The organism is Methylophaga sp. UBA3613 (assembly GCF_002375415.1).
Classification (GTDB): Bacteria; Pseudomonadota; Gammaproteobacteria; order Nitrosococcales; family Methylophagaceae; genus Methylophaga.
The window spans coordinates 59174-83699 of sequence record NZ_DFLS01000005.1; the positions used below are offsets into that span (position 1 = coordinate 59174).

Below are 24526 nucleotides of genomic sequence, written 5' to 3' on the forward strand. Positions count from 1 at the left end.
TTAAATTCCGCTTTGAACTGGCCAGCTGACAATATGATCAGCCTCAACCAGTGTTTTTATTGTGGTGATGATATCGTTTATTTGTTCCGGTTTATCAAAAAGTTCTATAACCATTGGCAGATCCGACGAAAGATCCAATAACGAAGCTTTGTGAACTAACCCATCTGACCCCAGACCCGCGATGCCGCGAAATACGGTAAAACGAATTTTATTCTGCTCAAGCCATTTAATGACCTGCCGTACTTCATGCCGGCCATCAGATAAATAAATTCTTACCAATGTCAGATTCATAGCTGTCTTCCAAGACTAATACCCAACCAGGTTGCTGCCAGACATAATACAACGCTTAAAAACACATTTAATCCCGCTTTAAGAAAAGCACCATTTTCCATCAAGGTAAACGTTTCCAGAGAAAAGGTTGAAAACGTGGTAAATGCACCGAGTAATCCAACCAGCAAACCAGCACGCCATTCCGCCGCTACGGCAAGTTTTTCAATCAGCAGAATGAACAGCACCCCGATAAGCAAAGAACCCAGGACATTCACTGCTAATGTTCCATAGGGAAAGTCACGACCGAATAATTTATAAACGCCGTTAGACATAGCAAAACGCATTATAGCGCCAACTGCGCCACCTACAGCGATAGCAAAAAGTTGTAACACGGGTTATGCCCTGTAATTAGCAAGTGAGTTATTTTACCTGAATCAAGGCAAAGACTGGCAGCGAATGTCAGGGGACACGCTTTTCCAGCATCAGCAAATTCCAAAAAATGCTGCAAAAGCCGCTAGCAAATCAACGTTAATTTAACTTAGGAGTAAGTTCTCCACTGCAATAACGTTCTACCATGTCATGTAATGAAATAGGTTTGATTTTACTGGCATGGCCAGCACTGCCAAACGCTTCATAGCGTGCCTGACAAATCGCCTGCATCGCTTTGGTTGCTTCCTTGTAAAATTTACGCGGGTCAAACACCGCTGCATTTTTTTCATCGGTCAAAAACTGGCGGATAGAACCGGTTGAAGCCATCCGTAAATCAGTATCAATATTTACCTTACGCACACCGTATTTTATGCCTTCAACAATTTCTTCCACTGGCACGCCATATGTCTGACCAATATTTCCACCATGGGTATTAATGATTTCCAGCCAGTCCTGCGGCACAGAACTGGATCCATGCATCACAAAATGGGTATTGGGCAAACGTTGTTGCAAGGTCTTCAAATGACTGATGGCCAGCACTTCACCAGTGGGTGGCTGAGTAAATTTATAAGCGCCATGACTGGTACCAATGGCAACCGCCAATGCATCTACCTGGGTTTGCCTGACAAACTCAACGGCTTCATCGGGATCGGTTAACAACTGACTGTGATCTAATTTACCTTCAGCACCATGACCATCTTCCTCACCCATCATGCCGGTCTCCAGTGACCCGAGACAGCCAAGCTCACCTTCGACTGAAACACCACAGGCATGAGCCATTTCACTGACTTTACTGGTCACGTTTACGTTGTAGTCAAAATCTGAAGGAGTTTTCATGTCTTCCAGCAGGGAGCCGTCCATCATCACCGAACTGAAACCGGATTGAATGGAACGCGCACAAATTGACGGATTGGCACCATGATCCTGATGCATCACCAAGGGGATATGCGGATAGGTTTCAATCGCAGCCAGAATCAAATGCCGAAGAAAGGGCTCACCAGCGTAATCACGTGCTCCGGCACTGGCTTGCATTATTACTGGACTATCGACGGCATTAGCGGCCTGCATAATGGCATGTACCTGTTCCATATTACTGACATTAAATGCGGGGATGGCAAATTGATGCTCTGCCGCATAATCAAGTAACTGTCGCATAGAAACGAGTGCCATTAGTTAATCTCCAACCATTCATATTTATTCACAACTACTGCCTGAGGGACGTGGTTCAACCAACGTTCCAACTTTGACAATTTTCATTGCACTGGTACTACCTTGAACTTCGAGGTCTCCCTTGGTGATAATCACTATATCACCCTCTTTGACAACACCTCGACGCTGTAATTCTTCTATGGCCTCTTTGTTCAAGGCCGCGTGGTCCGTATGTTCAACCACAAAACTTACCGGGTAGACACCACGGTAAAGCGTGACCCGCCGTCGGGTAGCCACATGAGGAGTTAATGCAAAAATTGGTATTCCCGAGCTAATACGTGACATCCATAATGGCGTGGCTCCGGATTCTGTCATCGTGGCAATAGCTTTAACATCCAGATGATTCGCCGTATACATCGCAGCCATCGCAATAGCTTCATCAATTCGTGCGAATTTTGAATCCATGCGATGACGTGAAACACGTATTTCACGCTGCTGTTCCGCCTGCAGACAGATACGATCCATCGCTTCAATGACTTTAACCGGATAATGTCCGACTGCGGTTTCCCCCGAAAGCATCACCGCATCGGTACCATCCAGCACGGCGTTGGCCACATCAAACACCTCGGCACGGGTTGGAATGGGGCTTTCAATCATCGATTCCATCATTTGCGTCGCAGTGATAGTCAATCGATTCATGCGTCTGGCTTTAGCGATTAGCTGTTTTTGAATCGGCGGTAATGCAGCATCCCCCATTTCCACGCCTAAATCACCTCGTGCGACCATAATGCCTTCTGAGGCTTCAATAATGGCATCAATATCATCCAGCGCTTCAGCTCGTTCAATTTTGGCAATAATCCCGCCATAGCCCCCGGCTTCACGCAAGAGACGACGTGCCAAATGAATATCTTCAGCACTTCGTGGAAATGAAACGGCGAGGTAATCAGCCTGCATTTCAGCAGCTGTTTTTATATCGGCCATATCTTTAGCTGTCAGCGCTGATGCCGATAATCCACCTCCCTGCCGGTTAATACCTTTATTATCTGTGAGCATGCCTCCCACGGTAACGCGACAGTGAATCTGTTGATCAATAACTGATTCAACCCATAACACAATGCGGCCATCATCCAATAGCAACGTGTCACCACGCTTAACATCATGGGGCAGGGATTTGTAGTCGACCCCGACTTGAGTGCTATCACCGTCATTGTCTGCCAGGGCTGCATCCAGAGTAAAAGCTTCTCCTTCAACAAGTTTCACACCACCATTCTTAAATCGAGAGATGCGTATTTTCGGTCCCTGCAAATCGACTAATACGCCAACCTCACGTCCAAAGTCGCTGGCACGGTTACGCACCCTGTCAGCCATATCAATATGCGATTGCGATGAACCATGCGAGAAATTAAGCCGTACAACATCCATGCCTGCCGATATCATCGCGTCAAGAACGGCATGATCTTTTGTCGCAGGCCCAAGGGTTGCAACAATTTTCGTTCTTCGACGGGCAGCCATAATTAGTTACTCATTAATTTACTCGCGGGCACGTTGCTCAAGAATTTCCACTGCAGGTAACTTCTTGCCTTCAAGGAATTCCAGAAAAGCACCACCACCGGTAGAAATATAAGATACATCGTCACAAATTTTGTATTTAGACACTGCTGCCAACGTATCACCGCCGCCAGCAATCGAGAAAGCGTCTGATTCCGCTATTGCCATCGCTATTTCTTTGGTGCCTTCACCAAACTGGCTGAATTCAAAAACACCTAACGGACCATTCCATACAACCGTACCAGCTTGTTTAATAATTTCAACCAGCTCCGCAGCAGATTTTGGTCCGATATCAAAAATCATGTCGTCATCTGTTACCTTGTCGACTGATTTTAATTCCGCTTCTGCATTTTCGGCAAAATGTTTACCGCAGACCACGTCTTTGGGTACGGGTATATTGCCGCCACGGCTGACAGCTTCTGCTGAAAGCTTTTTACAAGTGTCGATCAGATCCGGCTCATAGAGCGATTTACCAACGTTATAACCAGCTGCCGCAATAAACGTATTGGCAATACCACCGCCTACGATCAATTGATCCACTTTCTTCGACAGGGTTTCCAACACGGTAAGTTTGGTAGACACTTTTGATCCGCCTACAATAGCAACCATTGGCCTGGCAGGATTATCCAGTGCTTTGGATAAAGCTTCCAGTTCTGCAGATAATAAAGGCCCGGCACAGGCAATCGTGGCATATTTGGCAATACCATGCGTTGAAGCCTGAGCTCGATGGGCGGTACCAAATGCATCCATAACAAACACATCACACATTTTGGCCATACGTTTTGCCAGATCATCATTATTGGCTTTTTCACCAATGTTGAATCGTACGTTTTCACACAAAACAACTTCACCCACTTCGACTGGAATAAATTCTGGCTCCAGCCAGTTCTGTTCCAGACGTACCGGTTTTTCCAAGAGAGCCGAGAGATAATTGGCAACCGGTGCTAGTGAATATTTATGTTCATATTCTCCCTCAGTCGGACGTCCGAGATGAGACATAATCATAACTTTGGCACCTTTCTCCAATGCCAGATTTATGGTCGCTAAAGAAGCATGGATGCGTGTGCCATCTGCGACAACACCCGATTTGAGTGGAACATTCAAATCTTGTCGGATCAACACACGTTTTCCAGCCAAGTCCAAATCGGCCATTTTTATTACTGACATAAGGTATTGCCCTCTTGTGTAAATTTTGTGAACCCGTTCTGATTATAGCCTTCAAAATACATAAAAAAAGGCCTCCTTCACAGGAAGCCTTGAATTAATGGTTGAATGGCTACAATGAATTAAGGCGCAACATGCTCAACCAGACGCATCATATTGCAGGTATAACCATATTCATTGTCATACCAGGCGACTACTTTTACAAAGGTGCCATCAAGCGCAATACCTGCACCTGCATCAAAATTTGAAGGGGCGGTATGACCACGGAAATCTGTGGAGACCACATTTTCTTCGGTGTACCCCAAAACACCTTTCAATTCACCTTCAGCGGCAGTTTTCATTGCTGCGCAAATTGATTCATAGCTGGCATCGTTGTTTAATTCAACGGTTAAATCAACCACTGAAACATCGGAAGTAGGCACCCGAAAAGCCATCCCGGTCAATTTGCCATTTAATTCCGGCAGCACTTTACCTACTGCTTTTGCGGCGCCGGTAGATGACGGAATAATATTTTCCAGAATACCGCGACCTCCACGCCAGTCTTTCATTGACGGGCCATCAACAGTCTTCTGTGTTGCTGTGGCCGCATGCACCGTGGTCATCAAACCACGCTTAATACCAAAACTGTCATGCAGAACCTTGGCAACCGGTGCCAAAGCGTTAGTTGTGCAGGAGGCTGCTGAAACAATTGCCTGACCGGCATAACTTTCATGGTTCACACCATAAACAAACATTGGCGTGTGATCTTTGGAAGGTGCAGATTGCACCACTTTTTTGGCGCCGGCGGCAATATGGGCCTGACAGGAATCTTCCGTCAGGAAAAAGCCGGTGCATTCAATAATTAAATCGGCGCCAACTTCATCCCATTTCAAATCAGCGGGATTGCGCTCAGCGGTAACACGAATGGTTTTACCATTAACAACCAGATGTCCGTCTTTAACCTCAACATCACCTTCAAATCGGCCATGTACAGAATCATATTTGAGCATATACGCCAGATAATCGGGATCAAGTAAATCGTTGATTGCCACGACTTCGATCTCAGGGAAATCTTTTGCTGCAGCACGAAATGCCATACGGCCGATACGGCCAAAACCATTAATACCCACCTTGATAGTCATTCTGTTTCCTCTGAATAGGTTTGATATTGTGCCTCAGAACTGAAATCTTACCGAAAATTGCAGTTATGAGACTTGGAACTGCTTATCTTTCATCACCGCCCGCAATGGTGCGATGAAAGATAAACAGACCCTTTTAAAAAAATGACCAGTAGATTTGCATCTACTGGTCATCTCCATTTAGCTCGCTAAAAACAGTTCTTTAATTACAGAACTGATTTAACAGTTTTAACAACGTTTTCGACAGTAAAGCCGAAGTGTTTCATCAAAACACCGCCTGGAGCAGATTCACCGAAGGTATCGATACCAACAGTGCCGCCTTCCAGACCAACGTATTTACGCCAGAAGTCAGTTACACCGGCTTCAACAGAAACACGTTTCACTCCTGGAGTCAGGATGCTGTCTTTATAAGCCTGATCCTGACGATCAAAGACGTTCGTTGAAGGCATAGAAACAACACGTGCATTTACACCGTCGCCTTTCAGCGCTTCTTGTGCTTTAACGGCCAGATCCACTTCTGAACCAGTTGCGATCAGAATCACGTCGGCTTTACCGCCTTCAGCTTCTGACAACACATAAGCACCTTTACGAATCGCATCAAAAGCAGCTGTGTCGTGTTTACGACCAGGAATACCCTGACGGCTCAATACCAGACTGGTTGGGCCATCCATACGCTCAACAGCTGCAGTCCAGGCAATCGCAACTTCAGTTTCATCAGCAGGACGCCATACATCCATGTTGGGGATGTAACGCAGACCAGCTGTATTTTCGATTGGCTGATGCGTAGGACCATCCTCACCCTGACCGATAGAGTCATGGGTCAATACCGCAATGGTACGAATTTTCATCAAGGCAGCCATGCGCAGCGCTGATTTGGCATAGTCAGAGAACATATGGAAAGTACCACCATATGGCAGCAGACCACCGTGCAATGCCATACCATTCATGATGGCAAACATACCAAACTCACGAACACCGTATGAAATGTAGTTACCCATCTCTTTACCAGACACATGTTTAAAGCTTGAACAGCTGGTCAGGTTTGAACCGGTTAAGTCAGCAGAACCACCAATGAATTCTGGCAAAATAGGCGCCAATGCAGCGATAACGTTTTGTGATGCTTTACGTGAAGCAACACTTTCTGCTTTTTCGTTCAGATCAGCAATGACTTTGGCTGATGCTTGTTTCCAGTCAGCAGGCAATTCACCGGCCATACGGCGTTTAAATTCTGCTGCCAGTTCTGGATATTCTTTAGCATAAGCATCGAATTTCTTGTTCCACTCAGCTTCAGCGGCATCGCCTTTCGCTTTAGCATCCCAACCTGCATAAACATCTTCTGGAATAACAAATGGCTCGTATTCCCAACCCAGTTGCTTACGGGTCAATTCAACTTCTTCTTCACCTAATGCTGCACCATGGCAATCATGGCTTGAACATTTGTTTGGTGAACCATAACCAATGATGGTTTTGCAGCAGATCAATGATGGTTTATCAGTGACTTTCTTCGCTTCTGCGATGGCTTTGTTGATTGCATCAGCATCATGACCATCAACAGATTGAACATGCCAGCCATAAGCTTCAAAACGCTTAACAGTATCATCGGTGTACCAGCCATCAATGTGACCGTCGATAGAGATATTGTTGTCATCCCAGAATGCGATCAGATTGCCCAGGCCCCATGTACCGGCCAAAGAACATGCTTCATGAGAAACACCTTCCATCAGACAGCCATCACCCATGAATACATAGGTATGGTGGTTAACGATGTCATGACCAGGTTTGTTGAACTGATGTGCCATTAACTTTTCAGCCATCGCAAAACCAACGCCGTTGGTAATACCTTGGCCTAATGGACCCGTCGTTGTTTCTATACCTGGAGCATAACCGTATTCAGGGTGACCCGCGCATTGTGAATGCAATTGACGGAATGTTCTCAGGGAATCCATTGGCAAATCATAGCCACTCAAATGCAGCAATGAGTAAATCAGCATAGAGCCGTGGCCATTAGACAAAATGAAACGGTCACGATCAGCCCATTTCGGGTTGTTCGGGTTATGTTTCATGTGGTCATTCCACAATACTTCAGCGATATCCGCCATACCCATTGGGGCACCCGGATGGCCGGAATTCGCTTTTTGCACTGCATCCATACTTAACGCACGGATTGCATTTGCTAAATGTCTACGTGTAGCCATTATCTACGTTCTCCTATTAAAAAAAATTAAGCTGCCCGCCATTTGATGGAACAGCCCATACTGGGTATCTGTTGTTCTGGACCATGACCGGTTTGAGCAACTTGTTTCATCGCTTCATATAAGTCACGGCGTACGTCCGCTGGAGCGGCTTCTTTGCGGCTAGCATCAAGGCGACCACGGTATTGCAACTTCAAATCTTTGTTGTAACCAAAAAAATCAGGAGTACACACCGCGCCATAAGCTTGAGCAACCTCTTGGCTTTCGTCATACAGATAAGGGAAAGAAAACCCGTTTTGTTCAGCAACAGTTTTCATGTTGTCAAAAGAGTCTTCTGGATAATCAGCGACATCATTGGCAGAAATTGCCACAGAATTGATGCCCAGCTGTTTAAGTTCGTTGGTATCACGGATCAGTCTATCCATAATGGCTTTGACATAAGGACAATGATTACAGATGAACATGATTAACAAACCATTCTCACCACGACAGTCTTCCAGTGTCCAGATTTTGTTGTCTGTGCCCGGCAGGGCAAAATCTATGGCCGCTTGGCCAAAGTCACAGACGGGTGTCTCTAAAGCCATTAAGATCTCACTTTAGTTCCTGTTTTTAGGCAATTTCGGTGATCTTTAACCACACGAAACCAATTTGGAGTTCAGCATATTACCAGACAATTTAGATAATGCGAAATAAGCCAATTCGCCAGAATAAGTTCGCTAGGTTTTTGTATATTGAGACAAAACCGATATATTCGCAGCACTTGTTTTAGTCAGTACACTTTATTCAGCGACTTCATTCACCAACATTGCTCTGCGCTCAGCATTATCAGGGTGAGAATCAAGATAACTTTGCCAACCCGCTGCCTCAGCTGTTTGTGTGACAAGCCAGCCTTTCTGTTGAGCCTGTTGTAAACCTCCGGGAGTTTCACACAGGTATGATTGCGAGTTATCTTCAGCTTGTAAGGAAAAATAGGCACGACATCTGATATTGAGTTCAATACGATCCAATAGATCTGCCAAATGAAAGCCTGCTATCTGATTGGAGTGCATATATCGCAAAGCAAACCGATCCGCTTCGCGCTCAAAATCTCTTGAATAGGCACTCTGCATCATCACGATAGGCATGCCCATAAAGACTTCGGCAATCCCTGATGTGTCACCGACAAAAGCCATTGCCATCACCACTAGCAATGAACTCTGCATCACCGACTGGGTTCCATGCCTGTGGGCCACATGGCCAATCTCGTGCAACAGTACCGCAATCAACTCTTCAGGTTGCTCTGCCAGTTTCACCAGCTCATCGGTGAACACTATTGTGCCATCCGGCAAGGCAAAGGCATTTGCACCTAAATTACCGCCTTGTCGAAACTGGATATTTATCGGTGTATCGGCTTGCTCACTAAACGACTGAAACTTTGCTAAAAGTATGTCTCGTTGCTGTTGAGGCAGTTCTGAGGGAGACAAAACCGTCTCATCCAGCAACCGAAGTGTATGACTTGCCGCCTTATCAGAAATAGTTGAGGGTAACCAAAAAGCCATTTTTTTTGCTGCAGCTGGCACACCATATTGCATCATGACGTAGCCAAACCCGACAAACAGTATCAGCGCAAGGAAAACCAGTTGCCAGCGACTTTCAAGCAGATGAATGAATCGGGAAAAGCCATGACCTTTGGCAATAAGCAGTTTATCAATGGTTTCATTATCCAGACTTTCAAATTTTTGGCCTTGCTGAAAATACAACTGTCGGCTGGTGTTACCCAAACGTGAGGAAATTTTCAGCTCATTCAGTGAACAGCAAGCCAACTGAGTGCCATCCGACCGATCTACAACTTCAATATCCTGCTCGGAAATATGCCGTAAAAATGCAGCGCGCTGTCTGGAAACACCTTCTTCATACCAGAAGCCATCGATCCGTACACGCTGCCAAAGCGGTTGCATTATTAAAAACCGACATCCATATCAAACACATCACTGACACCTTCACCCAACGGCCCCACACGCTGACTGACAGCATTGGAAAACTGATTCAAATCGCCTGCCACCAGCATTTTAGTGTGTTCCGCTTTATACGCAGCTACCCGAACTTTTGCCCATGGAATAAACAGGCCTAAAGTGAGCACAATCGCCACAGTATTACTCAAAACCAACCACATATAAGACGCTGTGGTGTAGTTGGCAGAAAAAGCATGAGAAGAGAGTGTGGCATGGTTAAAACGTAAATTTGTCGTCTTAACGGTAAAAAATACAAACAACGTGAGATACATCATCACGCTTAACAGCATCGTCAGAATCCCCACGGCTTCCCGGTTTAAAAGCGTTACCAGCAGAAATACCCCAAAGGACGTCATAAGAACGATGCCAAACATCGCCAAAGCAATTTTATAGTAGGCACTGGCTTGAGGTTCGAACTCAAATGCCGTATCACCATAGCGCATATTTCTCACCAGAAAACACTGCTGTTTATAAATGGCATAAGGCATCAGCAGAGAAAAAGTCACTAAACCGAGAATCGGCCAGAGAATATAAACCTTGAAGGCTTCACTATATTGGCCATCAAATCCAAACCGCACATTGCGATATTCACTATAAAAAGCATTGAATGTCAGTGATTTTACGACCAGCCAGGGAAATAACACGATGAACAGTAGACCAAATATCACGCCTGTAGCCGGGAAAAGTGAAGTGGTAACAATATAGAACACAAAAAAAGCAAAGGCTATCAGTCGCCCTTTGAGAATCTGCAACGGAACGGCTTGATAGCTAAAGCTTGCTCCATCAAGCTGAGTATTTGCATAGAAGTACTGTTTATTACGGACTTTGGCCCAGGCTGAATATATGCCCAAAGTCATAATCGTGAGCACGATATTAACTATCCAAATCCGGAAATATTCAGCACCTTGACCACTGAAAAAAAATGCCCTTTGTCGAGGCTCTATTTCAGCAGCTATCTCAACACCCTGCGTTGGAGCCAAACCATCATTTTTTGCAGCCTGCTCCATAGCCGGCAGTCGTGGTTCTTTTTTATCATGCCTTATCAAGTAGGATTCGGCACCGGCACTCTGCAACTCTTCCTGTTGTCGCTGAGCCTGCTCATAACCCACCCCCTTCAACACAATCGCATTTTTCTGCTGGAACAGTTCGCTAACAGCATTTTCTGTTAAGGCAAGCAATCTCGCTAGATTATGTATCACTTCCTCAATATTGAATCCATCCAATAATTGTCCACTAAGCATCACGTCATAACGTAACTCTGACACGTTAGACCTCCTTGTCTGTTTTAATGAGTTTTGCCGAAGTATAGAAGCAAGCAGAATTGTCAGCAACTTTTCGCTTTCATAGTCATAAATAATGATTACAGAAGTAACTATTGAAAGACTTTGCTAATATAAGCGGCACATTGACGATATTGCAGCCAAACTAAAGTCTTTATGGTTTGCCTGACACGTTTCGACTGCCATTCTTTCTAATCTCACTCTCAGGTTATGGTAAGTAAAAAAAATCCCCCTCCATCCCAGCAGCGGCGTAATCCTCGCTCTAAAAAAAAACGTAGAGCCTTAATTTCTAAAGGCACACTGTTCAAGCTGCTGTTTATTATTCTGCTTTTGCTAGGGGGGGCAACACTGTATCTGGATCAGCAAATCCGCAGTCAGTTTGAGGGGAAACGTTGGGCTTTACCCGCTAAAGTCTTTGCCAGACCACTGGAGTTATATGTTGGCGCACCAGTGTCACTCAACGATTTGAAAATAGAACTTAAAGCGTTGGGCTATCAGTTTGTTGATAAGGTCAGCGCACCAGGGGAAGTCGCTTTTTCTGCTTCACGGGCAACGTTGTCGACTCGTGGTTTTCACTTCCCTGACGAACTTGAACCAGCCAGGCAACTTATTTTAGAGTTCAGTGGTGACAGCTTAAGTCAGATCCGTTCAGCAGATCAGCAGTCACTAACATTAATCCGGCTTGAACCCGCCTTAATCGGCGGTATTTATCCACTCAATAATGAAGATAGAGATTTAATTCAGCTTGAAGAAGCGCCGCAGGCGTTTATTGATGCATTAATCGCGATTGAAGATCGGGATTTTTATGATCATTTTGGTATTTCACCTAAAGGTATTGCGCGTGCAACATTAGCCAATATTCGTGCAGGGGCATTTGTGCAGGGTGGCAGCACCTTAACCCAGCAATTAATTAAGAACTTTTATCTGACAGCCGATCGTACTTTGCTACGCAAAATGCTGGAATTGCCAATGGCGATGCTCCTCGAATTTCATTACAGCAAAGACGAAATTCTCGAAGCCTATTTGAATGAGGTCTACCTGGGCCAATCCGGCAATCGTGCCATCCATGGCTTTGGACTTGGTGCGGCACATTATTTTGCCCAGCCAATACAGGAACTCAAATTACATCAATTGGCGTTATTGGCCGGTCTGGTAAAAGGACCATCCTATTATGATCCACGACGTAATCCTGAGCGTGCCAAAGCCAGGCGGAATCTGGTGCTGAGTGTTTTGCATCAGCAAGGTTCAATCACTGACGAAGAATACATGCTGGCCTCAACGGCTGAGCTGGACGTGGTTCCGGCTGGTAGTTCGATGAAAGAGGCTTATCCGGCCTATATTGATTTAGTAAAACGGCAATTACGCCGAGAATATAAAGATGAAGATCTTGGCTCAGAGGGGCTAAAGATTTTCACCAGTCTGGATCCCATCAGTCAGCATAAAGCAGAAACTTCTCTGGTCAGCACCATTGAAGATTTAGGCAGAACCTATGGTGAAAGTCTGGCGAAACTTCAGGGCAGTATGGTGGTGACTGATCCACAAACAGGGGAAGTACTGGCGTTGATAGGCGATCGTAATACCCGCTACCAGGGATTCAACCGTGCCTTAGATGCCAGTCGGCCAATTGGTTCGCTTGTAAAACCTGCTGTTTATCTTACCGCTTTGGAGCAAGGATATACCCTGATAAGTGAACTGGACGACTCACCTTTCAGCCTGACCTTGCCCAACCAGCAAACCTGGTCCCCCAAGAACTATGATGGACAACCCCATGGCGTAGTCCCAATGCATGAGGCTTTGACCCATTCCTATAATCTGTCGACCGCGCAACTGGGCATGGAGCTGGGGGTAGAAAAAGTGATCGACACCCTGAAACGTCTCGGGGTTGATCGACCTATGGATGCATATCCATCATTATTATTAGGTGCGCAGAGTTTATCGACACTGGAAGTTGCCAGCATGTATCAGACGATTGCTGCAACCGGGTTTCAAATTCCACCTCGTACTATTCGGACTGTCACCGACAGCGCAGGTGAACCGCTTTCCAGCTATCCATTTCAATTACAAAAAAGTATTGATGAGAAACCCATGTTTTTGCTGCAGTACAATTTACAGCAAGTTACCCGAAGTGGTACCGGCCGTAGCATTTACCAACAGTTGCCGATTAATATCAATACTGCCGGCAAAACCGGAACATCAGATCAACAGCGTGACAGCTGGTTTGCCGGGTTTACCGGTAACCGTCTCGCTGTAGTCTGGCTGGGTCTGGATGATAATAGTCCGATGCCGATCACTGGTTCCAGTGGGGCCTTACGTGCTTGGACACGGTATATGGCACAGGAACCGTTACAATCCTACGAACCGGTGATGCCTGAAGGTATTGAAATGCTCTGGATTGATCCGTTAAGCGGAAAACTTGCCGATGGTTTATGCGAGAATGCCACCCAAATCCCGTTTATCAGTGGCACACAACCGACAGAAACTGCTGCCTGTACCACACCGGAAGAAACTTTTATCGACAATCCAATCAAACGGTCAATCGATTGGGTCAAAGATATTTTCAGATAGGTCCGTTATGCCAATAACCATGCACAAAATGCTTTTTATTATGGCCAGCCTGGTCATGTTTTTATCTGCCTGTAGTACCACACCCGTCAGCCAAAGACCTGCGGTGGAGAGCAGAGATGTACCCGTATCTTCACCAACAACTGAATCAGCAAAAACCAGTCCAGTGCCAAGCCAGCAGGCTAATCCACAAGCCATGCCACTTCCACCGGACAAATCTACAGGCACTGATATACCTGCCACTACACCTGTTCCAGCACCAACCAATCCTGCCGTGCTGGCGTTATTAAGTGATGCAGAAAAATATCAACAGCAGGGAAACATGTCGGCAGCGCAATCACGTTTGCAGCGAGCCCAACGTATCGCCCCCAGCGATCCAAAAGTCTACTATCAGTTAGCCAAAGCACACTATGAACTGGAAGATTTTCGCCTTGCGGAACAAGTTGCTTTAAAAGGCCTGTCCTATGCCAAAGGCGATAATACCGAGCTGAAACGCTTCTGGTTATTATTGGCGGAGATTCGCACTAAAAAGGGCGATAAAGCTGGTGCCAAAACAGCGCGCGAACAGGCTGCCCGCTATTAATTAATTCCGCAGATCTAACACATCCTGCATATCAAACAGACCGGTTTGCTGTTGCATCAGCCATTTGGATGCACGCATGGCGCCGTAGGCAAAGGTCATTCGGCTTGATGCTTTATGAGTAATTTCCACCCGTTCGCCTTCGGCAGCAAATAACACTGTGTGATCGCCAACGATGTCTCCGCCGCGGACTGTCGCAAAACCAATAGTATTGCGATCGCGTTCGCCGGTACGGCCTTCACGGCCATAAATAGCACAGTCTTTTAAATCGCGGCCCAACGCATCTGCAACCACTTCCCCCATTCTTAAGGCAGTACCGGAAGGCGCATCCACTTTATGGCGGTGATGGGCTTCAATAATCTCAATATCAACGCTATCCCCCAATACACGGGCAGCCATATCAAGTAATTTCAGTGATAAATTCACCCCAACACTCATATTGGGGGCTAGTAAGGTAGCAATGCGACCGGCTGTTTGCTGAATAATCTGTTTTTGCGCTTCATCAAAACCCGTTGTACCAATCACCGGGCGGCACTGATTCTCTGCACATAACGGCAGGAGAGCCATGGTGGCCTCAGGAATGGTGAAGTCTATGATCACATCCGATTGCTGAGTTGCTTGATCAAGATCTGCTGACAACACTACCCCTAATTTACCGACTCCAGCCAATTCACCGGCATCCACACCAATTAATGATGACTCCGCTCGATCAATGGCAGCAGATAGCTGCAAACCATCTGTTTCAGCGACGGCTTGAATCAGGCAACGGCCCATGCGGCCAGCGGCACCGTTAATAGCAATATTAATAGCCATGGTTTATATCCTTATGGCGGTAAATCAGAAAATAAAAAAGCTGGCTGGCAAAAATAGCCCAGTCAGCTTCCTATTGGCAAATATCTTATTCAAAAAAACGTTTCACAGCATCAAGCCACGATTCATGTTTTGGACTGTGGGTTGCCCCGGAACCTTCCATCGTTTCGGCAAATTCCTGCAATAACTCTTTTTGTTTTTTTGATAATTTAACCGGCGTTTCAATAATCACGCGACACATTAAATCGCCAACTTCACCGGTACGCACTGATTTGACACCTTTACCGCGCATCTTGAATTGCTGGCCGGTTTGCGTACCTTCAGGCACTTTCAGCACAGCTTTACCCTGCAAAGTGGGCACTTGCAGTTCCCCGCCCAGACAGGCGGTGGTGAAACTGATGGGTACATCGGCAAACAGATTATTACCATCACGGGTAAATACATCGTGACGTTTAACCGCTACTTCGACATATAAATCACCGGCTGGAGCACCACGGCTTCCCGCTTCTCCTTCACCGGCAAGACGAATGCGATCACCCGTATTAACACCGGCGGGCACTTTAACGGAGAGTGTTTTATGCTCTTGTACGACGCCTTGACCATGACAATCATGACAAGGGTCCTGAATCATCTGACCCGTTCCGCGACAATGTGGACAGGCTTGCTGAACAGTGAAGAATCCTTGCTGAATGCGAACCTGACCATGTCCACCACAGGTCGTACAAGTAACAGGTTGTGTGCCAGGTTTGGCCCCGGAACCATCACAGGTTTTACATTCAACATTGACCGGTATGCGAATTTTCGCAGTCGTTCCAGCAACAGCTTCTTCCAGCGTCAAATCCAGGCGATAGCGCAAATCGGCTCCACGGAAGCTTTGTCCACCCGGACCGCCACCGCCGAAAATATCATTAAATACATCGCCAAAAATATCGCTGAAACCGCCCGAACTTCTGAACCCGCCACCGCCTGAGCTGTTATCTACTCCAGCATGACCAAACTGGTCATAAGCAGCACGTTTTTGGGAATCAGACAGAATTTCGTAAGCTTCTTTGGCCTCTTTGAACCTGGCTTCAGCGGTTGCATCATCCGGATTACGATCAGGATGATATTTCATCGCCATACGACGATATGCTTTTTTGATTTCAGCTTCTGTCGCAGTGCGCGATACACCAAGAAGGTCGTAATAGTCTTTTTTGGCCATGTTTAGTTTTTCTTGTATCTCTTAAACAAGACAGGCGTAGGCTCAATGCCTACGCCTGTTTTCAGTTAATTGTGTGAAAGATTATGAATTTTTCTTGTCGTCATCGACTTCTTCAAATTCGGCATCTACCACATCATCGTTTTGTGCTGTGGAATCATCTGTTGCGGCACCTTCACCAGCTTCTGCGTTTTCAGCATAAGCACGTTCAGCCAGCTTGCCTGCAGCTTCTGACAACGCAGCGGTTTTGGCTTCGATATCGGCTTTATCTTCACCTTTCAGAGCCTGTTGTAACTCTTCAATGGCCGCTTCAATCTTGGCTTTTTCATCGGCTTCCACTTTATCACCCAGATCAGTCAGTGATTTGTTGGTCGCATGAATCAAACCATCCGCTTGGTTGCGTACTGTGACCAGTTCATGGAACTTACGGTCTTCATCAGCATGCGCTTCAGCATCTTTAACCATTTTTTCAACTTCATCGTCAGACAGACCGCTGGAAGCTTTAATCACGATGGATTGCTCTTTACCTGTCGCTTTATCTTTAGCAGACACGTTCAGAATACCGTTAGCGTCAATATCAAAGGTGACTTCGATTTGTGGTGTACCACGTGGAGCGGGTGGAATATCCGCCAAATCAAAACGTCCCAGTGATTTATTGGCTGAGGCAATTTCACGTTCACCCTGCAATACATGGATGGTAACGGCCGGCTGATTATCATCTGCTGTCGAAAACACCTGATTCGCTTTAGTTGGGATGGTGGTGTTTTTCTCAACCAGTTTGGTCATTACGCCGCCCATGGTTTCGATACCCAGGCTTAATGGGGTAACGTCCAGCAACAATACGTCTTTCACATCACCAGCCAATACCGCAGCCTGAATCGCAGCACCAACGGCAACCGCTTCATCCGGATTCACGTCACGGCGTGGTTCTTTACCAAACATTTCTTTAACCGCTTCCTGCACTTTCGGCATGCGGGTTTGGCCACCAACCAGAATGACATCATTAATGTCAGACAATTTCAGGCCGGCATCTTTCAATGCCATTTTGCAAGGTTCCATACTGCGTGAAATCAAGTCCTCTACCAAAGATTCCAGCTTGGCGCGGGTCAAACGGATTTCCATGTGTTTAGGACCACTGGCATCTGCAGTGATGTAAGGCAGATTAATATCCGTTTGTGAGCTGGAAGACAGCTCAATTTTGGCTTTCTCGGCAGCATCTTTCAAACGTTGCAGAGCCAATGGATCTTTACTCAAATCAACGCCCTGATCTTTCTTGAATTCAGCAACCAGATAATCAATGATACGTTGGTCAAAGTCTTCACCACCCAGGAATGTATCACCGTTGGTGGCCAGTACTTCAAACTGATGCTCGCCTTCGATATCAGCAATTTCAATGATCGATACGTCAAACGTACCACCACCCAAATCGTATACAACAACTGTGGAATCACCACGTTTTTTGTCCATGCCGTAAGCCAGCGCTGCAGCGGTTGGTTCGTTGATAATACGTTTGACTTCAAGACCGGCAATCTTGCCAGCATCTTTAGTGGCTTGACGTTGTGAGTCATTGAAATAGGCCGGAACGGTAACAACCGCTTGAGTGACTTCTTCACCCAAAAATTCTTCAGCGGTTTTTTTCATTTTCATCAAAACGCGAGCTGAAATTTCAGGCGGAGCCATTTTTTTACCATTGGCTTCTACCCAGGCATCACCGTTATCCGCTTCAACGATTTTATACGGCACCATATCAATATCGCGCTGTACTACATCGTCTTTAAATTTACGGCCAATCAAACGCTTGATTGCGTACAAAGTGTTTTTGGCGTTAGTGACAGCCTGACGTTTGGCAGACTGACCTACCATCACTTCGTTATCTTTGTTGAATGCAACAATTGACGGGGTTGTGCGATCACCTTCACTGTTTTCGATGACACGGGCTTTGCCGTCTTCCATCACCGCTACACATGAGTTGGTCGTACCCAAGTCAATACCAATAATTCTACCCATAATCTTTTCTCCATCGTACTAAGTTCGTCTGGCTATTCCAGCCGTTGTGATAATAGATGGGGCAGGAAATTTTGATTTCAAGCCCTTAAATTTCGTCCGGTTATTGAGAAACCACTACCATGGCAGGACGTAACAGACGCCCATTGAAACGGTAGCCTTTCTGCATGACATTCAATACCTGGTTAGCTTCTACGCCTTCTGCAGGCTGCATTGCCATGGCCTGATGCAGATCAGGATCGAAAGCCTCGCCCTCAGGATTAAGTTGTTCAAGACCGAATTTACCGATCGAGCTCATGAACATTTTGAGTGTCATTTCCATGCCATCTCGCACTGTTTCAAGCTTGGCATCTTCATTTTTTGCTGCGTTGAGACCAAACTCCAGGCTGTCGCAGATAGGCAATAGCTCTGTTACGAATTTGTCCAGCGCATGTTTGTGAGCGTTTTCCAGATCACGGCTGTGTCTGCGACGCATATTTTCCAGATCGGCTCTGGCACGCAATAATTCATTCCAATGTTCATCGGCTTTGTTGCGGGCATCTTCCAGCTGTTTTACAACATCTGCTTCAGATTCCGCTGGCTGAGCTGACTCAGCTGTTTCGGGTGAGGTTTCGACCGGCTCAGATTCCGCCGTCGACTTTTCGATTTCTTCGTTGCTCATGATTAATCAGATTCCGCTTTGCTCAACACAAAGCTGCTATTTGGGGGTCAAAAATCTGATTTCAAGCGGCGAACAGAACTTTTTGTGAAAACAAATTCAACTTTATTTAAGCCACACACAATTTCCATCACTGCTTGCCTGTAATTTTTCCAGCATCGCCTGATGTGCTGCCAACTCGGTTGCGTCAGCCTCAATGACCTTTAATGCTGAACGAGGACGTTCAATTGTCGTGATCTCATTTTTCTCAGCATCGTGTTGCGGTTCGAATTGCTCTGCCGCCAGTGACAAGCTGACCTGTCCACCCGTCATCATCAGATAGACGTCTGCCAGAATTTCGGCGTCTAATAAGGCGCCATGTAACTCCCGGTTGGAATTATCCACCCCATAGCGTTTACATAACGCATCCAGATTGTTTTTCTGACCCGGATGTTTATCCCGCGCCAGTTTTAACGTGTCCATCACTGAACAAATATCGTCAATTTTGGCGGTGTGACCTAACTTGGTTAACTCGTGATTTAAGAATCCAACGTCAAATGCGGCGTTATGAATAATCAATTCAGCACCTTCGATAAACCGCAGAAAATCCGCAGCAATATCTGCAAATAACGGTTTATCGGCTAATGATTCATTGGTAATGCCATGAACCTCTATCGCCCCGGCATCGATTTCACGTTGTGGATTTATATATTGATGAAACGTCTCACCGGTCAGCCGTCGATTCACTAATTCAACGCAGCCGATTTCAATAATGCGGTGATCATCTGCTGTACTGAGGCCGGTGGTTTCGGTATCTAAAACAATTTGTCGTTGACTGGTTTGCTCTGCCATCGGTTAGTCCTGTAATGCGATTTGAGTACGTGCTGCTACCGCCAGCTGATCGGCACGTTCATTTTCCGGATGACCATCATGACCCCGAACCCATTGCCAGGATAATTTATGTGGCTGGGAGGCCGCATCCATGCGTTGCCATAAATCGGCATTTTTCACTGGTTGCCGGGCGGCGGTTCGCCAGTTTTTGGCTTTCCAGCCTTTCAACCATTCGGTCATCCCTTTCATCACATATTGTGAGTCAGTGGTAATGGTGACATGACAAGGCCTTTTCAATGCTTCCAGACCGGCTATGACTGCCATCATCTCCATCCGATTATTGGTGGTCAGTTTTTCACCGCCAGATAACTCCTTTTCGTTATCTTTGGCACGGAGTATGGTTCCCCAACCTCCCGGCCCCGGATTACCACTGCAGGCACCATCGGTAAAAATTTCAACGTGTTCCATTAATGCTCTTTTCGTGTTGCTGAGGGATTCACCAGTTGTGGTCTGGGAAATAATTTTCTATTTTGCCACCGGCTTTGTAATGGGGTCACCAGAAAAGTGCGTTTTTTTGCGACAATTGCAGTGACGCCACCAAGATATGGCCAGAGACGTCGCCCCCATCTTTCCAGAAAACCACCACGTTTTATCCAGCGTTCATTTTGCCATGGGGGACAATAAATGATCGATCGGGCTTCCACTACATCAAAATCCAACAATGACAGCCAGTCTTTTAAGCGCTGACGTGAAAAAAACTGTCCCCGCCACGGCAGACTATCCTGCCAGGAAAACAATCGACGTAAACCCCATACACTAAACGGATTAAAACATAGCACTACCAGTGTGCCATCTTCGTTTAACACTCTGTCGGCTTCACGTAATAATTGATGCGGTTGGCGTGAAAATTCCACCACATGCTGCAACAGCATCACATCAACACTGTCAGACTTAAATGGAAGTTGCTCACTTTGCGCATGAAATTGTCCGCTGCTTCCCATTAATGCCTGATAACAAGGTCGTAAAGAAGTCGGTAGAATAAGGCTTTGTCCACCAAGCTGCAGCTGAAAAAAACCATGCAGCTTTGCCTGTTGATACTTTAGCCATTGCTGTTCCTGGCTTTGTATATAACGGGCAAGCGAAGATTGCCACCATTGTGTCATCTCGCGGTCTTGCTCTTTATAATTACACATAGGCCATTCCGGCGGAGTTAGATAATGTTACAAATTCATGCCGTAAAGGCATTTAATGATAATTATATATGGTTGATTCAGTCAGCCGAGAATCAGGATGTATTAATTGTTGATCCGGGCGATGCGGGTCCAGTGATTAACTTTGTAGAAAAAAACGATCTGCATCCTGCGGCCATCTTAGTCACCCATCATCATAACGATCATGTTGGCGGTATCCGTCGCCTCGACGACCTGTATGATCTGCCCGTTTTTGGACCGCAACGTGAACACATTAAAACAGTCGATACACCTTTGTACGCCCAGGCTGACCAACAATTGCATTCATCTTTTCCGCACTTCAGAGTAATCGATACTCCTGGACACACTCCTGGTCATATCAGCTATCTGGTAGATGATAACCTGTTCTGTGGCGACACATTATTTGCTGGTGGTTGTGGTCGCCTGCTTGGAGGTACAGCAGAACAACTATTTGATTCACTGCAAAAAATAAAACAATTACCTGACGATACGCGCATTTATTGTGCGCATGAATATACGCTGGCCAATCTGCAGTTTGCCACAGCTGTTGATCCCACAAATAACGACCTGCTTGAACGCTTAACCAAAACGGAAGCGTTAAGAGAACAGCAGATCGCCACCGTACCATCACAGCTAAAAGTGGAAAAACGCACCAATCCATTTTTGCGGTGTGATGATGCCGCAATAAAAAAAGCGGCTGAAGCTTACGCTGATCAGCCGCTTGATTCGCCTTTGGCGGTATTTAAGGTATTACGCGCCTGGAAGGATGATTTCTAGGCTGATTCATCTTTTTTAGTCTGGCTTGATTCATTGGCAGCATCCACATTATTAAAATGCACATCCATTTGTGGATAGGGAATACTGATGCCGTTTGCATCAAACGCCAGTTTGATGGTTTCGATCAGATCTGCTCTTACTGTGGCCAGATCCGATGCGTTAACCCATGGCCAGACATTGAAAGTAATGCTGCTATCGCCCAGTTCGGCCACACGGATAATCGGCTCGGGATCGTTAAGCACCAATTCATGCCCCGTGACGATATCGGTGATGATTTGTTTGGCTTTGAGCAAATCATCGTCATATCCGATACCAAACACCATATCAATGCGGCGGGTATCTCGGGCTGAGTAGTTGGTAATAACACCTGCATAGATATTGCCATTGGGCACAATCACTTCACGGTTATCCGGTGTTCGCATCACAGTGTTGAAGATAGTGATTTGCTCAACAATACCGAGTACGCCAGCAACCTCTACAAAGTGACCAATTCTGAATGGTCGATACATGATCAACATTACGCCGGCTGCAAAATTCTGTAATGAATCCTTTAGCGCCAATCCCACAGCTAAACCGGCAGCACCCAGCACGGCTATCATAGAGGTGGTGTTTACACCCAATTGATCCAAGGCCGCAATCAACACAAACAGCAACAATAGGATATTAATGATCGAGCTGGAAAAATTAATCAGGATCGGATCCATATTGGCCCGGACCATAATTTTTCGAGACAGCTTCACTAACCAGCTAACCACTGTGCGACCCACAATGACAATGACAGCGGCAAAGAAAATATTCAGCAGAATGTCACCAATGACGCTGCCTGTTCCGGTTTCCATGTTATCTCCTCTTTTGAATGGTTTTGACGATATCTTGAATTAATTTTGGTCCCTGATAAATCAGACCACTATAAATTTGTATCAGTTGAGCACCCGCTTCCAGCTTTTGCATCGCATCTTCTGCGCTCATAATGCCACCAGCAGCAATGATCGGCATATCAGCCGGTAAAGCCTGTCGGAATTGTCGAACAATTTCTGTCGATTTGGCAAATACCGGTTTACCACTCAAGCCACCAGCTTCATCAGCGTGAGCCAAGCCTGCGACAGCTTCGCGGGAAAGCGTTGTATTGGTGGCAATCACGGCATCAATCCCGACCCGGCTGAAATATTCAGACAGTTGCTGAACTTCTTCCAGGGTTAAATCCGGTGCAACTTTGACCGCCATCGGCACATAACGCTGAAATTCTTCCGCAAGTTCCGCCTGACGATTTTTCAAAGCGCTCAGAAGATTATCCAGTGCTTCGCCAAATTGCAGATTACGTAAACCGGGAGTATTAGGAGATGAGATATTGATAGTGATGTAATCGGCATGAGGATAAGATTTTTCCAATCCTATCAAATAGTCATTCAGCGCTTTATCAACCGGCGTATCAACGTTTTTGCCAATATTGATACCAATAATTGCATCAGTTTGAGCGGCCTGAACTTGTTCCAGTAAATGATCTACACCAAGGTTATTAAAGCCCATTCGGTTAATAATCGCCTGTGCTTCTGGAAGTCGAAAAAGTCTGGGTTTGGCATTACCCGGTTGAGGTCGAGGTGTCACAGTACCCACTTCAATAAAACCAAAACCTAATACGGATAAAGCTTCCAGGTAGTCAGCGTTTTTATCAAGACCTGCCGCTAAACCCACTGGATTAGGAAAACGTAATCCCATTACATGCACCGGTACCGTCGGCATTTTGGGCATTAGCAGCCTCAACAATCCAGACATTTCCATCCACTTCAGGCTGTTCATGCCCAGATGATGTGATGTTTCAGCATCCAGTTTAAACATCAAATTTCGTAGCAGCGGATACATACAAATCAAGCCTTCATTGTTATTTGGTAGCCCGTAAATTTACGGATATTTAAAACGCCTTTATCCATAATCAGATATTGCCCTTTTATGCCCAATAATTTACCCGCAATTTCCGGTGTTTTATCAAAATTCATAGAACTGACTTTTTCTGGATATTGCTGCACAGGGTAGCTTATTTCCAGGGTTTTTCCATCTGTCAGTGTGGTAATGGCATCCTCACCCAACTCCTGCTGTAAAAGCCGGATTTGATCGGCACATTCAGCCTGTAATTGATCACGCTGCTCTGCCAGATCAATTGTGTCAGCAGGGCCGCGCAACATTTTTCGCCAGTCAGTGCGATCCGAAACATGATTTTTAAACAGGACTTCAACCAAACCGGAATGATAACGGCTACTCACTCGAAAAATGGGCAACGCCTGGGTTGCTCCCTGATCCAGCCAGCGTGTCGGCATTTGCGAAATTCGGGTAATACCCACTTTGATCCCTGAACTATTCGCCAGATAAACAATATGGTCCTGCATACACACCTGAACACCCCACTCAGGTTCACGACAGGTCCCTTGAGCAAAGTGACATAACTCAGGTTTCATAAAGCATAAATCACATTGCGCCAGTTTTTGTGAGCAGGGAAAACAGAACCCACCACTATAGCTTTTCTTGGTCATTCGCTGGCAGTTCTGGCAACGAATCTCACCCGCATAAATCAGCTGTATATTCGATCCAATAAGTGGATTCATCGGGAGCTGATGTTCTCCCAAAATCATTTGATAATTTACTGGCCCATCAGTTTCCGGCAGGGTCGCCTGCATCTTGTTTAGTTGTCCTGCAAATTCTGTCACGTAGCGAAACCTTTAATTTCAAATTAGAGGATAGTTTAACGTAGCAGGACAGCCAGACCTATCCACTGTCAGGTAT

At 45.9% G+C, this 24526-nt stretch carries 23 protein-coding genes; 3 read left to right on the forward strand and 20 right to left on the reverse strand.

Going from position 1 to position 24526, the window contains the following annotated elements; genetic code table 11:
• The 10 genes from B3S93_RS05280 to B3S93_RS05325 form a co-directional block, all read right to left on the reverse strand.
• Positions 1 to 291, reverse strand: coding sequence for a DUF190 domain-containing protein (locus B3S93_RS05280; protein ID WP_292354578.1), 291 nt, complete (start codon positions 289 to 291; stop codon positions 1 to 3).
• Positions 288 to 662, reverse strand: a complete 375-nt coding sequence (gene crcB, locus B3S93_RS05285) for a fluoride efflux transporter CrcB (protein WP_292403871.1) — start codon at positions 660 to 662, stop codon at positions 288 to 290. Before crcB ends, B3S93_RS05280 begins: the two co-directional genes overlap by 4 nt.
• 136 nt (positions 663 to 798) lie before the next feature.
• Complete coding sequence (gene fba, locus B3S93_RS05290) at positions 799 to 1869, reverse strand: class II fructose-bisphosphate aldolase (protein ID WP_292403867.1); 1071 nt, start codon at positions 1867 to 1869, stop codon at positions 799 to 801.
• Positions 1870 to 1893: 24 nt separating this feature from the next.
• Positions 1894 to 3360 (reverse strand): pyruvate kinase, encoded by a 1467-nt coding sequence (pyk, locus tag B3S93_RS05295; RefSeq protein ID WP_292403863.1) that lies wholly within the window; start codon positions 3358 to 3360, stop codon positions 1894 to 1896.
• 18 nt (positions 3361 to 3378) lie between these two features.
• Positions 3379 to 4563, reverse strand: coding sequence for a phosphoglycerate kinase (locus B3S93_RS05300; RefSeq protein WP_292403861.1), 1185 nt, complete (start codon positions 4561 to 4563; stop codon positions 3379 to 3381).
• Between the two features lie 119 nt (positions 4564 to 4682).
• Entirely contained in the window at positions 4683 to 5681 is a 999-nt protein-coding gene (gene gap / locus B3S93_RS05305; RefSeq protein WP_292403859.1) for a type I glyceraldehyde-3-phosphate dehydrogenase, read from the reverse strand.
• 203 nt (positions 5682 to 5884) lie between these two features.
• On the reverse strand, positions 5885 to 7873 hold the full coding sequence (tkt, locus tag B3S93_RS05310) for a transketolase (protein ID WP_292354566.1): 1989 nt from the start codon (positions 7871 to 7873) through the stop codon (positions 5885 to 5887).
• A 26-nt stretch (positions 7874 to 7899) separates the two neighbouring features.
• Positions 7900 to 8454, reverse strand: a complete 555-nt coding sequence (locus B3S93_RS05315) for a thioredoxin family protein (protein WP_292354565.1) — start codon at positions 8452 to 8454, stop codon at positions 7900 to 7902.
• A 195-nt stretch (positions 8455 to 8649) separates the two neighbouring features.
• The gene (locus B3S93_RS05320; RefSeq protein WP_292403856.1) at positions 8650 to 9807 is read right to left on the reverse strand and encodes a M48 family metallopeptidase; all 1158 of its coding nucleotides are present in this window, start codon (positions 9805 to 9807) and stop codon (positions 8650 to 8652) included.
• A gap of 2 nt (positions 9808 to 9809) precedes the next feature.
• Positions 9810 to 11126 (reverse strand): YjgN family protein, encoded by a 1317-nt coding sequence (locus B3S93_RS05325; RefSeq protein WP_292403853.1) that lies wholly within the window; start codon positions 11124 to 11126, stop codon positions 9810 to 9812.
• A 225-nt stretch (positions 11127 to 11351) separates the two neighbouring features.
• On the opposite strand from B3S93_RS05325, the gene mrcB reads away from it, so the two are divergent.
• Together mrcB and B3S93_RS05335 are read left to right on the forward strand one after the other, a co-directional pair.
• On the forward strand, positions 11352 to 13706 hold the full coding sequence (gene mrcB, locus B3S93_RS05330; RefSeq protein WP_292403850.1) for a penicillin-binding protein 1B: 2355 nt from the start codon (positions 11352 to 11354) through the stop codon (positions 13704 to 13706).
• A gap of 19 nt (positions 13707 to 13725) precedes the next feature.
• The gene (locus tag B3S93_RS05335) at positions 13726 to 14286 is read left to right on the forward strand and encodes a tetratricopeptide repeat protein (protein ID WP_292403847.1); all 561 of its coding nucleotides are present in this window, start codon (positions 13726 to 13728) and stop codon (positions 14284 to 14286) included.
• Here B3S93_RS05335 and dapB read toward each other — a convergent pair whose 3' ends face one another.
• From dapB to B3S93_RS05370, 7 genes are all read right to left on the reverse strand, one after another.
• Positions 14287 to 15096, reverse strand: a complete 810-nt coding sequence (gene dapB / locus B3S93_RS05340; protein ID WP_292354556.1) for a 4-hydroxy-tetrahydrodipicolinate reductase — start codon at positions 15094 to 15096, stop codon at positions 14287 to 14289.
• Positions 15097 to 15181: 85 nt separating this feature from the next.
• Positions 15182 to 16294 (reverse strand): molecular chaperone DnaJ, encoded by a 1113-nt coding sequence (dnaJ, locus tag B3S93_RS05345; protein WP_292354554.1) that lies wholly within the window; start codon positions 16292 to 16294, stop codon positions 15182 to 15184.
• Positions 16295 to 16375: 81 nt separating this feature from the next.
• A complete protein-coding gene (gene dnaK, locus B3S93_RS05350; RefSeq protein WP_292354552.1) occupies positions 16376 to 18298 on the reverse strand; it encodes a molecular chaperone DnaK in 1923 nt (640 codons plus the stop codon).
• Between the two features lie 100 nt (positions 18299 to 18398).
• Positions 18399 to 18956, reverse strand: a complete 558-nt coding sequence (gene grpE, locus B3S93_RS05355; RefSeq protein WP_292354550.1) for a nucleotide exchange factor GrpE — start codon at positions 18954 to 18956, stop codon at positions 18399 to 18401.
• A 102-nt stretch (positions 18957 to 19058) separates the two neighbouring features.
• Positions 19059 to 19784, reverse strand: a complete 726-nt coding sequence (dnaQ, locus tag B3S93_RS05360; protein WP_292403844.1) for a DNA polymerase III subunit epsilon — start codon at positions 19782 to 19784, stop codon at positions 19059 to 19061.
• 3 nt (positions 19785 to 19787) lie between these two features.
• Positions 19788 to 20231: a ribonuclease HI gene (gene rnhA / locus B3S93_RS05365; RefSeq protein WP_292354546.1), complete on the reverse strand. Its 444-nt coding sequence runs from the start codon at positions 20229 to 20231 to the stop codon at positions 19788 to 19790.
• The gene (locus B3S93_RS05370; RefSeq protein ID WP_292354544.1) at positions 20231 to 20956 is read right to left on the reverse strand and encodes a class I SAM-dependent methyltransferase; all 726 of its coding nucleotides are present in this window, start codon (positions 20954 to 20956) and stop codon (positions 20231 to 20233) included. Before B3S93_RS05370 ends, rnhA begins: the two co-directional genes overlap by 1 nt.
• A 24-nt stretch (positions 20957 to 20980) precedes the next feature.
• On the opposite strand from B3S93_RS05370, the gene gloB reads away from it, so the two are divergent.
• On the forward strand, positions 20981 to 21751 hold the full coding sequence (gene gloB, locus B3S93_RS05375) for a hydroxyacylglutathione hydrolase (RefSeq protein WP_292403840.1): 771 nt from the start codon (positions 20981 to 20983) through the stop codon (positions 21749 to 21751).
• Here gloB and B3S93_RS05380 read toward each other — a convergent pair.
• From B3S93_RS05380 to B3S93_RS05390, 3 genes are read right to left on the reverse strand one after another with little or no spacing between them, the layout of a single operon-like run.
• Complete coding sequence (locus tag B3S93_RS05380; RefSeq protein WP_292403837.1) at positions 21748 to 22590, reverse strand: mechanosensitive ion channel family protein; 843 nt, start codon at positions 22588 to 22590, stop codon at positions 21748 to 21750. The two genes, gloB and B3S93_RS05380, sit on opposite strands and share 4 nt — an antisense overlap.
• Position 22591: 1 nt before the next feature.
• Positions 22592 to 23611: a quinone-dependent dihydroorotate dehydrogenase gene (locus B3S93_RS05385; RefSeq protein ID WP_292403834.1), complete on the reverse strand. Its 1020-nt coding sequence runs from the start codon at positions 23609 to 23611 to the stop codon at positions 22592 to 22594.
• 5 nt (positions 23612 to 23616) lie between these two features.
• Entirely contained in the window at positions 23617 to 24420 is an 804-nt protein-coding gene (locus B3S93_RS05390; RefSeq protein WP_292403909.1) for a DUF2797 domain-containing protein, read from the reverse strand.
• Positions 24421 to 24526 lie beyond the last annotated feature (106 nt).

Coding starts and splice junctions, on each gene's coding strand:
- B3S93_RS05320 (WP_292403856.1), bottom strand. CDS start 9,807: ATGCAACCGCTTTGGCAGCGTGTACGGATCGATGGCTTCTGGTATGAA.
- dnaJ (WP_292354554.1), bottom strand. CDS start 16,294: ATGGCCAAAAAAGACTATTACGACCTTCTTGGTGTATCGCGCACTGCG.
- B3S93_RS05370 (WP_292354544.1), bottom strand. CDS start 20,956: ATGTGTAATTATAAAGAGCAAGACCGCGAGATGACACAATGGTGGCAA.
- mrcB (WP_292403850.1), top strand. CDS start 11,352: ATGGTAAGTAAAAAAAATCCCCCTCCATCCCAGCAGCGGCGTAATCCT.
- grpE (WP_292354550.1), bottom strand. CDS start 18,956: ATGAGCAACGAAGAAATCGAAAAGTCGACGGCGGAATCTGAGCCGGTC.
- tkt (WP_292354566.1), bottom strand. CDS start 7,873: ATGGCTACACGTAGACATTTAGCAAATGCAATCCGTGCGTTAAGTATG.
- B3S93_RS05315 (WP_292354565.1), bottom strand. CDS start 8,454: ATGGCTTTAGAGACACCCGTCTGTGACTTTGGCCAAGCGGCCATAGAT.
- gap (WP_292403859.1), bottom strand. CDS start 5,681: ATGACTATCAAGGTGGGTATTAATGGTTTTGGCCGTATCGGCCGTATG.
- B3S93_RS05280 (WP_292354578.1), bottom strand. CDS start 291: ATGAATCTGACATTGGTAAGAATTTATTTATCTGATGGCCGGCATGAA.
- pyk (WP_292403863.1), bottom strand. CDS start 3,360: ATGGCTGCCCGTCGAAGAACGAAAATTGTTGCAACCCTTGGGCCTGCG.
- fba (WP_292403867.1), bottom strand. CDS start 1,869: ATGGCACTCGTTTCTATGCGACAGTTACTTGATTATGCGGCAGAGCAT.
- dnaK (WP_292354552.1), bottom strand. CDS start 18,298: ATGGGTAGAATTATTGGTATTGACTTGGGTACGACCAACTCATGTGTA.
- B3S93_RS05300 (WP_292403861.1), bottom strand. CDS start 4,563: ATGTCAGTAATAAAAATGGCCGATTTGGACTTGGCTGGAAAACGTGTG.
- B3S93_RS05390 (WP_292403909.1), bottom strand. CDS start 24,420: ATGCAGGCGACCCTGCCGGAAACTGATGGGCCAGTAAATTATCAAATG.
- dnaQ (WP_292403844.1), bottom strand. CDS start 19,784: ATGGCAGAGCAAACCAGTCAACGACAAATTGTTTTAGATACCGAAACC.
- B3S93_RS05335 (WP_292403847.1), top strand. CDS start 13,726: ATGCACAAAATGCTTTTTATTATGGCCAGCCTGGTCATGTTTTTATCT.
- B3S93_RS05385 (WP_292403834.1), bottom strand. CDS start 23,611: ATGTATCCGCTGCTACGAAATTTGATGTTTAAACTGGATGCTGAAACA.
- rnhA (WP_292354546.1), bottom strand. CDS start 20,231: ATGGAACACGTTGAAATTTTTACCGATGGTGCCTGCAGTGGTAATCCG.
- dapB (WP_292354556.1), bottom strand. CDS start 15,096: ATGGCTATTAATATTGCTATTAACGGTGCCGCTGGCCGCATGGGCCGT.
- B3S93_RS05380 (WP_292403837.1), bottom strand. CDS start 22,590: ATGGAAACCGGAACAGGCAGCGTCATTGGTGACATTCTGCTGAATATT.
- gloB (WP_292403840.1), top strand. CDS start 20,981: ATGTTACAAATTCATGCCGTAAAGGCATTTAATGATAATTATATATGG.